This window comes from Reyranella sp., from assembly GCF_050185545.1.
In the GTDB taxonomy this organism is placed as follows: Bacteria; Pseudomonadota; Alphaproteobacteria; order Reyranellales; family Reyranellaceae; genus Reyranella.
Genome location: NZ_JBFWZI010000073.1, coordinates 23,255 through 32,679, shown reverse-complemented (window position 1 = coordinate 32,679; position 9,425 = coordinate 23,255). Strand labels below are relative to the sequence as shown.

Here is a 9,425-nt window from a genome sequence, read left to right as displayed (position 1 = left end):
GCGGAAGGCCCGGCCATCCCGCGTCGTCGGCATCGACCACATCTCGATCCGCGTCTCGGACTACGAGAGATCGAAGGCATTCTACGGCCGGCTCTTCGAGTTCCTGGGCTTCGAGATCTCGGACGAGTATCCCCAGACGATCGGCTGGACCAACGGCAAGACGCGCTACTGGATCGCGCCGGCCGAGGGCCGCAAGGCCTACCGGATCGGTGACGTCGGCCTGCATCACTACGCCTTTCAGCTACGCAGCCGTCGCGACGTCGATGCCCTGCAGGCCTACCTCGAGGGGCAGGGCGTGCGCATCGTCGACCCGGCAGGCGAGTACTACGAAGACTACTACGCCGTGTTCTTCCTCGATCCGGACGGCATCAAGCTCGAGGGCATGAAGTACGGCGAGCTCACGGCGCAGCGCAAGCGCAAGCGCGCGAAACGGAGCAGCTAGTGTTCCGGCGTCGACGTGTCAGTCGGTCCCGCTCGGCCGCGTGAGGATGAAGGTCGCCGCGAGCGCCATGACGCCCGCCTGCAGCAGGATGATCCAGCCGTCGAGGCCAGCGAGTACGCTCGCCGCGAGTGTGGCTGCCATGACGATGACGGCTAGAATCTTGACGCGCGTTGCGATGGCTCCATGGGCGCGCCAATTCTCGATCGGCGGGCCGAGCATAGGATGAGTCACCAGCCAATCGTGCAGACGCGGCGAGGAGCGCGCGAAGGCGAAGGCGGCGAGCAGGAGAAACGGCGTCGCCGGCAACAGCGGCAGAACGGCGCCGGCAATGCCGCACGCCGTTGCGGCGAGACCGATCACGAACCACAGGGAGCGCATTGCGAAGTCCGCGCTGGAGCCAACCGACGGCGACGCCCCAGAGGCGTTGAATTTGGTCGAAAGCCCAACAAAATCCTCATCCTGAGGAGGCCGCGTAGCGGCCGTCTCGAACGATGGGCCATACAGGAGATCGTTGGAAGGGCGGTGTCGCAGTACTCTTCACTGTTGCCGACCAAAGGGCGAAGGTTACTTCGCCCGAATCGAGACCCGGCCCTCCGGGCCGTTCCTCAGGGTGAGGCCCTTTGTAATTCAACACCTATGCGGCGGCGCCCCGTCAGGCCGCGCGATCCTGCAATGCAGGGCGGCGCCGCCGCGACGACGGCGGCAGATAGGCACACTCGGCCAGGCTCGTCTTGTCGAGCTCGCTCAGGAACACCTCGGCTGCCGCAGCGAGCTTGCCCTTCAGTCGGCAGCTCGGCGTCAGCACGCAGGCGCCGCCATCGGCCCGGAAGCACTCGACCATGGCATGGCGCGCCTCGAGCTGACGCACGACGGCACCGAGGGAAATCTCCTCGGCGGGGCGGGCGAGACGGAATCCGCCTCCCGCTCCCCGCAATGTCCTGATGAAGCCGGCATCGGCGAGCTCGCGGATCACCTTGACCAGATGATGGCGCGAGATGACGAACTCGCGCGCGATCTCGTCCGTCGTGAAAAGACGGTCCGGCTCGCCGGCGAGACGCTGCAGGGCCCTCAGGCCGTAGTCGGTGAAGGCGGTGAGACGCATGGTCGCTCCCCGTAAATAGGTATTTCAAATGCCACTTAAACCTGCTTTGCTCTGCCGAGCAAGTGGGTAGCCGACCATGACCACAACCGCCGAACAGATCCGCTCCTATCGGGGACCCGTCCTCTTCAGCTACGGCTTCCGCCCGTTCTTCCTGTTCGCCGCCGTGTGGGCAGCGCTGGCGGTCGCGCTGTGGCTGCCGATGCTGACCGGGCATCTCACCCTGCCGACGGCGATGACGCCGATCGAGTGGCACGTCCACGAGCTGGTCTACGGCTACGTCCCCGCCGTGGTCGCGGGATTCCTGCTGACGGCGGTGCCCAACTGGACCGGCCGCCTGCCGGTGGTCGGCGCACCACTCGCTTGGCTGTTCGGCTGCTGGCTGGCCGGCAGGCTGGCGATTGCGACATCGGCATGGATCGGCGCCGCCGCGGCGGCGGCCATCGATGTCGCCTTCCTCCTGGCGCTGGGCGCGGTGATCGCGCGCGAGATCGTTGCCAGCGGCAACACGCGAAACCTCAAGGTCCTGGCCGGCGTCGGGCTGTTGCTGGCCGGCAACGTCCTGTTCCACGTCGAGGCGATCGACGGTGCGGGCGCCGGCTACGGTATGCGCCTGGGCATCGCTGCGGCGATCCTGCTCATCATGCTGATCGGCGGCCGCATCATTCCGAGCTTTACCCGCAACTGGCTGATCCGCCGGGGGGCGGGGCGGCTGCCCGCCGCGTTCGACCAGCTGGACGTCGTCGTGATGATCGCGAGCGCGGCGGCGCTCGCCCTTTGGGTCGTCCTGCCGGCGGAGCGAGCGACGGCTTCAGTCGCGCTCGCGGCGATGGCGATGAACCTGCTGCGCCTCGCGCGCTGGGCCGGCGAGCGTACGGCGGCGGAGCCGCTCGTGCTCGTCCTGCACGTCGCGTATGCCTTCGTGCCGGCAGGGTTCGGGCTTCTCGCACTCGGCATCCTGGCCCCCGGCGTGGTCGCCCCGACGGGGGCCGTGCATGGCTTCACGGCCGGCGCGATCGCGCTGATGACGCTCGCGGTCATGACGCGCGCGAGCCTTGGACACACGGGGCAGGCGCTCACCGCCTCGCCGCCCATCCAGGCCATCTATGCGGCGGCGCTGGTCGCCGCGCTGGCCCGCCTCTCGGCCGCCTTCGATGTCCTGCGCGAGCCGATGCTGCACCTCTCTGCCGCCGCCTGGGTGTTGGCGTTCGGCGGCTTCGTCGTCGTCTATGGGCCGCTGCTGGCGCGCCGCCGGACGGCGTGAGCCGACCTGCGTCGGCAGCTCGATCGTTCACGATCTGAGAGTCGACAGGGGGAGCCTTCAGTAGGGCTGCATGACAGCCCTTTGATCGGCGACCTCGACGACGTTGGGTATGGCCTCGATGGCAATGGGTCGCGAAGCGTCTCGTTCTCTATGCTTCGTCTTCCGTTCCCAGCTCCTGGCGGTGATGAAGATCTCCTTCACTCACGATTCCGACCAGCAATCCGCCGTCGACGACCAGCACGGAGCTGACGGGTTCTCGCTGAGCAACTGCGCGATGCGATGAACGTGGGTCTCGGCGAGACCGTGACCAGCGGCCCGGGCGTCATGATGTCCCTGGCGCGGATCGCGATGTTTCCGCGTGGGGGGAGCGAGGACCGAGGCGTTGTGTCGGGGGAAATGACGGTGCCCGTGGACTTCCCTCCGTTTTGCTGAATTCTCGGCACGACAGGGCGAGCCGGCGTCGATCTCCGTCAAATCGAAACCGGTCGCCGCCACGGTGTGCGTCGTCATGCCGGACCCGGCAGGCCCATGATTGAATCAAAGCCTTGAAATTACGCACCAAATCTTATTAATTAAATTAATTCTGCGAATGACTTGCAATGCATACCGAGCATCTCATATTGGAATCGTTCTAATCTAACAATGGAGCGATTCATGCTGACCATCGGCGACAAGTTTCCCGCCTTCGACCTCAAGGCGGTGGTGAGCACCGACCCCAGGAGCGCGTTCAAGCAGCTTTCCGACAAGAGCGACGCCGGGAAATGGAAGATCGTGTTCTTCTGGCCGAAGGATTTCACCTTCGTCTGCCCGACCGAGATCGCGGCGTTCGGCAAGCTCAACAGGGACTTCGCCGAGCGCGATGCCGTGGTCTACGGCGTCTCGACCGACTCGGAGTTCGTGCACCTGGCATGGCGCCAGAACCATGCCGACCTCAAGACGCTGCCGTTCCCGATGCTGGCCGACATCAAGCGCGAGCTGTCGCAGGCGCTCGGCATTCTCGACAAGGGCGAGGGCGTCTGCCTGCGCGCCACCTTCATCGTCGACCCCGATGGCATCATCCGCTTCGTGTCGGTGAACGACCTGTCGGTCGGCCGCAATCCGCAGGAGGTGCTGCGCGTGCTCGATGCGCTGCAGACCGACGAGCTCTGCCCCTGCAACTGGCAGAAGGGCGACGAGGTCCTCAAGGCCGCATAAGGAGCAAGCCATGTCGATCGACGTCCTGAAGGACCGGCTGCCGGACTACGCGCGCGATCTCAAGCTCAACTTGTCGAGCCTGGCCGCCGAGCAGCTGCTGGGCCCACAGCAGAAGGCGGGCAGCTTCGTTGCGGCCGCGTTGGCCGCCAATCATGCGCCGACCACGCAGGCGATGGTCGAAGCCTTCGCCAGCGAGCTGTCGCCCGAGGCGCTGAACGCCGCCAAGGTCGCGGCGGCGCTCATGGCGATGAACAACATCTACTATCGCTTCGTGCACCTCGTGCACGCGGCCGACTACAAGACCCTGCCGGCCAAACTGCGCATGACGGCGATGGCCAAGCCCGGAGTCGACAAGGTCGATTTCGAGCTGTGGTCGTTGGTGGTCTCGGCCATCAACGGCTGCGGCATGTGCCTGGAGGCACACGAGAAGGTGTGTCGCGACCACGGGCTCTCGGCCGAGCAGATCCAGGCGGCCGTGCGCATCGCCGCGACCGTCCATGCCGTTGCCCGCACGCTCGCTGCAGAAGAGGCACTGGCCGTGCCGCTGGCTGCGGCGGCGTAGACCTTGTCGCTGCACGACATGGGGACCACACTCCGCGCCGATTTTTCGTAACCGGAGGAGAAGCCCCATGTCGACCGCAGCCGAGACCAAGGCCGCCACCGCGTCGCTTCCGTCGAAGGGCATGCTGATCGACGGCAATTGGGTCGACGGCGCCTCCGGCGGTCGCATCACCGTCGAGAATCCGGCCAAGCGCAAGCCGATCGGCGAGGTGCCGCGCGCCAACGCCGCCGATGTCGATCGCGCTGTCGCGGCCGCGAGCAAGGCCTATGCCCAGTGGCGCAAGGTGGTGCCGCGCGAGCGCGGCAAGGTGCTGCTCAAGATCGCCGAGGCGCTGCAGTCCCGTACCGAGGAGATGGCGCGCACCATTGCGCTCGAGACCGGCAATGCGCTGCGCACACAGGCGCGCGGCGAGGCCAACATGACCGCCGATATCTTCCGCTACTTCGGCGGACTTGCGAGCGAGCTGAAGGGCGAGACCCTGCCGCTCGGCGAGCATGTGCTGTCGTACACCCGCCGCGAGCCGCTGGGCGTGGTCGGCGCCATCATCCCGTGGAACGCGCCCGTCATGCTGGCGGCGCTCAAGATCGCCCCCGCCCTGTGCGCCGGCAACGTCATGGTCATGAAGGCGGCCGAGGATGCGCCGCTCGGTGTCCTGCTGATGGCAGAGATCTGCCAGGAGTTCCTGCCGCCCGGCGTGCTGAACGTGCTGACCGGCTACGGCGAGGAATGCGGCGGACCCCTCGCCAATCATCCTGGCATCGCCAAGCTCTCCTTCACCGGCTCGACCGAGGTCGGCAAGGTGATCATGCGGGCGGCAGCCGAGCGCATCGTGCCCGTCTCGCTCGAACTCGGCGGCAAGAGCCCATCGATCGTCTATCCCGACGCCGACGAGGACTGGGCGGTCGATGGCATCATCGCCGCCATGCGCTTCACCCGGCAAAGCCAGAGCTGCACCGCCGGCTCGCGCCTGTTCCTGCACGAGGACATCTTCGACTCCTTCCTGAAGAAGCTCGAGAAGAAGACGACGGCGCTGAAGCTCGGCGATCCGCTCGACGAGGCGACCGACATCGGCACGATCATCAACAACAAGCAGTTCACCAAGGTCTGCAAGTACGTCGACGAAGGCCTGAAGCGTTCGGACGCCAAGCTGGTGTTCGGTGGCCTGCCACCCAAGACCGGGCCGCTGAGCGAAGGCTACTTCGCCATCCCGACGGTGTTCGCCGACCGCTCCAACGACTGGCGCCTGGCGCGCGAGGAAATCTTCGGCCCGGTGCTGGTGGCGATCCGCTGGAGCGACGAGGCCGAGGCGATCCGCATGGCCAACGACAGCCACTACGGCCTCGCCGCCTATGTCTGGACACACGACATCGGCGCCGGGCTCAAGACCGCGCACGCCATCGAGTCGGGCTGGGTGCAGGTCAACCAGGGCCTCGGCCAGGTGCCCGGCATGTCCTACGGCGGCTACAAGCAGAGCGGCATCGGCCGCGAGTTCTCGCTCGAGGGCATGCTCGACAGCTTCACCCAGCGCAAGAGCGTGACGGTGAACCTCGAGGTGAGGCGGTCGTAGGGCGCATCATGCTCATGCGGACCGCGGGCGTCTCGCCCGCTCATGGGAAGAGCGAGCGAGACGCTCGCGGTCCGGAAGAACATGAGTTCTACGCCGGCACCCGCCGATGATGATCCGTCGCGCCCTGGTAGGCGTGACCGATGCGGTAGAGCAGCGCCTCGTCGTACGGGCGGCCGACCAGCTGGAGGCCGATCGGCATGCCGTTGGCATCGAAGCCGCAAGGTAACGAGAGCGCCGGCACGCCGAGGGTGTTGAACGGCCGCGTCAATCCGGTGAAGCGGGCCACCATGCTGAGCGTCGCCGGCCCGCCCGAGGTCTCGACGTCGGTCTCCTCGAGCGTAGGGACGGGGAAGGGGATCGCCGGCAGGATGACGGCGTCGACGCCGGCCATCGCCGTGTCGAGGAACTCGCGCACGAAGTGGGCGCGCAGGCGCAGTGCATCGATGTACTGCGTGGCCGGAATGAAGAAGCCGGCTTCCATGCGGGTCCGCACCTGGTTGGCGTAGGGCGCGTTGGTTTCCATCCACGGCCGGTGCATGGCGGCGGCCTCGCATTTCACCATCACCTCGGCCGAACGGTAGAGGTCGGTGAAGTCAGGCATCGTGGCGCGCGTGATCGCGGCCCCGAGCCGGCTGAGCACATCAGTCGCTTCCTGTACTGCGGCGCCGACCTGGGGGTCGACCGGCGCCAGCGCTTCGGGGAGCGCCAGGCCGATCTTCAGCTCGGAGACGCCGCCGTCGAGCGCAGCTTCGTAGTCCGGCACCGGCTTTTCGCTGGTCGTCGAATCGTCGGGATCGTGGCCGGCAATAACGCCGAGGATGCGCGCGTTGTCGCGCACCGTTCGGGTGAGCGGACCGACATGGTCGAGGCTCCACGAGCGCGCCACCGCGCCGGCGCGGCTGACGCGACCGTAGGTCGCCTTCATGCCGACGACGCCGCAGGCCGAGGCGGGCAGGCGAATCGAGCCACCGGTATCGGAACCCAGCGCACCATAGACCATGCGGGCGGCGACCGACGCGCCCGAGCCGCTCGAGCTGCCGCCGGTGACGCGCGTGCCGTCCCACGGATTGCGACAGTGCCCGTGATGGACGTTGTGGCCGGTCGGCCCGGCGGCGAACTCCGCCATGTTCAGGAAGCCCAGCTCGACCACGCCCGCCGCATCGAGCCGCTCGAGCACGGTTGCCGTCACCGGCGCCGTCCAGTGGCGCCGGATCTCGCTGCCGCCGGTCGAGAGCTGGCCCTTGCGATAATACATGTCCTTGTGCGCCATCGGCACGCCGTGCAGGCGGCCGCGCCGCTTGCCTTCGGCAAGCTCCTTGTCCATGGCACGCGCCTGCGCGAGCGCCTTGTCCGCCTCGAGGCGCAGGAAGGCATTGGTGCGTGGCTGCCAGGTCTCGATGCGGCGCAGGCAGGCTTCGGTCGCCTGGACCGATGTCACCTTGCGGTCGCCGATGGCATCGCCGATCTCGCTGAGATCGCCGAGCGCGAGATCCTCGTTGATCATTTGGCCTCCCGCGCCATCAGGCTGGCGAACGCGGCTGGCTCGTCGTCGAACGTGAGGCGCGCAGCCGCGGCCTTGCGCACCGCGCCGTTCAGGATGTCGACCTCGGCGGCGATCTCGGCCAGCCGCTTCTCGTCGTAGCCAAGGCCTTGCAGATGCCGGGCGATGCCGGCGACAAGGCGCGTCTTCTCGTCCATCGAACCTCCTCCGTGAAAAGTGCTGCGGCCAGCGACAAGCGTGCTGGGAGCGCGCCACTCCGATGGCGCACTTCTTGTTGACTACACATCCCATGAGCGCCATCGGAGTGGCGCGCTCCCAGCAATGCTTGCATTCTCCTTCAGGCGGCGAGGCGAAGCCGGCGATTGCCGAGCCGCGCCTGATCCTCCTCGCTGAAAATCATGATTTTGCGGGCTTTCTGATCGAACTTCATGCCGACCGCTTCGGCGCATGCCGCGAGCGTGCCGGTCTCGGCCTCGAAAATGAAATGAGTGAAAGTCAGTACCTTGTCGGTGAACGAGGCAAGTCCGCTCATCACGACGATCAGGTCTCCGGCGCGCAGGGCATGCCGATAGTGATTCAGCATCTCGACCACGACGGTGCCTTCCTGGCGATCCTGCATGGCGGCGCGATCGAAGCCGAGATGGTTCCACAGGAAGGGCGCGCCATCGGAGTAGCGACCGAACTGGTGATGCGGCAGCAACTCGCCGCGCTCGTCGCATTCGGCAGGTGTGACCACGGCGCGGCCGATCTCGATCAGCCCGACACGCGACGTATCGGCCAGCGCGAGGTCGGGCAGGGCACGCTTGCCGACGCTGCGCGGGCGTGCGGTGTCGGGCAAGGGCATGCGGGCCGCTTCCGCCCGCGCGCGGAAGGAGTTCGGCCATGGCTTGTCGCAGACGATGCGCCGGCTCAGCGTCGCCGCGATCCTGTTGTCGGCCGGATTGCGGATCTCGTGATAGGCGAGCAGATGGCGTTCGCCGACCTCGACCGGGGCCGAACGGACCTCGACCGGATCGATGATCCGGAACTCGCGCAGGTAGCGGATGTGATCATCCGCAACACCGACCACGAGCCCGGCTTGGCGCTGCGCGCGCGGCCCGAGCCCCAGGCTGGCCATCAGATGGGCGGACGCCTCATGGCCGAATTCGGTGTAGTATTGGACGTTCAAATGGTCGTTTTCATCGCACTGCCAAGTGTTAACAGCGGTGCTGAAAGTCGGTATCAGGCCGGGACTCGACACGCCAAACGCTCTCTGCAATCTGTGGATGGTTGATCCAAATGGCCCAAAAAGCCCCAAAAATCGACATTTTTCGTTCATTGGGGACTTGCGGGAACCGGATTCGTGGATAAACCTATTTCTCGCCAGCGCTGCCCTGGGGCGTCAGGAAGACACTGGCGAAACTAAAAAGTGCAAGGACCCCTCACTATGGCAACCAAACCTACCACCGTTCCGACCATTCCTCTTTCCAAGGTCGCGGCCGAACTGGCCGACAAGACCGGCATGACCAAGAAGGATGCCACTGGCGCCCTCGACGATTTTGTCGGCCTGGTCGTGAAGCACCTCAAGAAGGGCAACAAGGTCCGCATCACGGGCCTCGGAATCCTTCAGGTCCGTCACCGTCCGGCGCGCATGGGCCGCAATCCAGCGACTGGCGAGGCCATCAAGATCAAGGCTTCCAAGAAGGTCGCCTTCCGGGTCGCGAAGGATCTCAAGGAAGCGATCTGACCGAATAAGCGCTTCGAGTGGAGACCGGGCGGGTCGGACGCAAGTCGGGCCCGCTCTTCTTTTGTCCGCC

11 protein-coding genes are annotated in these 9,425 nt (G+C 66.3%); 6 read left to right on the top strand and 5 right to left on the bottom strand.

Features of this window, described 5'->3' with window-relative positions; all coding sequences use genetic code 11:
- Window positions 1-31: 31 nt before the first annotated feature.
- On the top strand, window positions 32-442 hold the full coding sequence (locus AB7O82_RS19795) for a VOC family protein (protein WP_428619985.1): 411 nt from the start codon (window positions 32-34) through the stop codon (window positions 440-442).
- Between the two features lie 18 nt (window positions 443-460).
- Here AB7O82_RS19795 and AB7O82_RS19790 read toward each other — a convergent pair whose 3' ends face one another.
- Both AB7O82_RS19790 and AB7O82_RS19785 read right to left on the bottom strand, forming a co-directional pair.
- Window positions 461-820 (bottom strand): YbaN family protein, encoded by a 360-nt coding sequence (locus AB7O82_RS19790; RefSeq protein WP_428548348.1) that lies wholly within the window; start codon window positions 818-820, stop codon window positions 461-463.
- A gap of 274 nt (window positions 821-1,094) precedes the next feature.
- The gene (locus AB7O82_RS19785; RefSeq protein WP_428619983.1) at window positions 1,095-1,544 is read right to left on the bottom strand and encodes an Rrf2 family transcriptional regulator; all 450 of its coding nucleotides are present in this window, start codon (window positions 1,542-1,544) and stop codon (window positions 1,095-1,097) included.
- A 76-nt stretch (window positions 1,545-1,620) separates the two neighbouring features.
- On the opposite strand from AB7O82_RS19785, the gene AB7O82_RS19780 reads away from it, so the two are divergent.
- The 4 genes from AB7O82_RS19780 (at window position 1,621) to AB7O82_RS19765 (ending at window position 6,128) form a co-directional block, all read left to right on the top strand.
- The gene (locus AB7O82_RS19780) at window positions 1,621-2,805 is read left to right on the top strand and encodes an NnrS family protein (RefSeq protein WP_428619981.1); all 1,185 of its coding nucleotides are present in this window, start codon (window positions 1,621-1,623) and stop codon (window positions 2,803-2,805) included.
- Between the two features lie 654 nt (window positions 2,806-3,459).
- Window positions 3,460-3,999, top strand: coding sequence for a peroxiredoxin (locus AB7O82_RS19775; protein ID WP_428548357.1), 540 nt, complete (start codon window positions 3,460-3,462; stop codon window positions 3,997-3,999).
- A gap of 10 nt (window positions 4,000-4,009) precedes the next feature.
- A complete protein-coding gene (locus AB7O82_RS19770) occupies window positions 4,010-4,561 on the top strand; it encodes a carboxymuconolactone decarboxylase family protein (protein WP_428548360.1) in 552 nt (183 codons plus the stop codon).
- A gap of 67 nt (window positions 4,562-4,628) precedes the next feature.
- On the top strand, window positions 4,629-6,128 hold the full coding sequence (locus AB7O82_RS19765) for an aldehyde dehydrogenase family protein (protein WP_428548363.1): 1,500 nt from the start codon (window positions 4,629-4,631) through the stop codon (window positions 6,126-6,128).
- An 88-nt stretch (window positions 6,129-6,216) separates the two neighbouring features.
- On the opposite strand, the gene AB7O82_RS19760 is transcribed toward AB7O82_RS19765, so the two are convergent.
- The 3 genes from AB7O82_RS19760 to AB7O82_RS19750 form a co-directional block, all read right to left on the bottom strand.
- On the bottom strand, window positions 6,217-7,632 hold the full coding sequence (locus tag AB7O82_RS19760; RefSeq protein ID WP_428548366.1) for an amidase: 1,416 nt from the start codon (window positions 7,630-7,632) through the stop codon (window positions 6,217-6,219).
- Window positions 7,629-7,826, bottom strand: a complete 198-nt coding sequence (locus AB7O82_RS19755; protein ID WP_428619980.1) for a hypothetical protein — start codon at window positions 7,824-7,826, stop codon at window positions 7,629-7,631. Before AB7O82_RS19755 ends, AB7O82_RS19760 begins: the two co-directional genes overlap by 4 nt.
- 140 nt (window positions 7,827-7,966) lie before the next feature.
- Window positions 7,967-8,947 (bottom strand): thioesterase family protein, encoded by a 981-nt coding sequence (locus AB7O82_RS19750; protein WP_428548369.1) that lies wholly within the window; start codon window positions 8,945-8,947, stop codon window positions 7,967-7,969.
- Window positions 8,948-9,055: 108 nt separating this feature from the next.
- Between AB7O82_RS19750 and AB7O82_RS19745 the strand changes: the two genes are divergently transcribed.
- Complete coding sequence (locus tag AB7O82_RS19745; protein ID WP_428548372.1) at window positions 9,056-9,355, top strand: HU family DNA-binding protein; 300 nt, start codon at window positions 9,056-9,058, stop codon at window positions 9,353-9,355.
- Window positions 9,356-9,425: the final 70 nt, after the last annotated feature.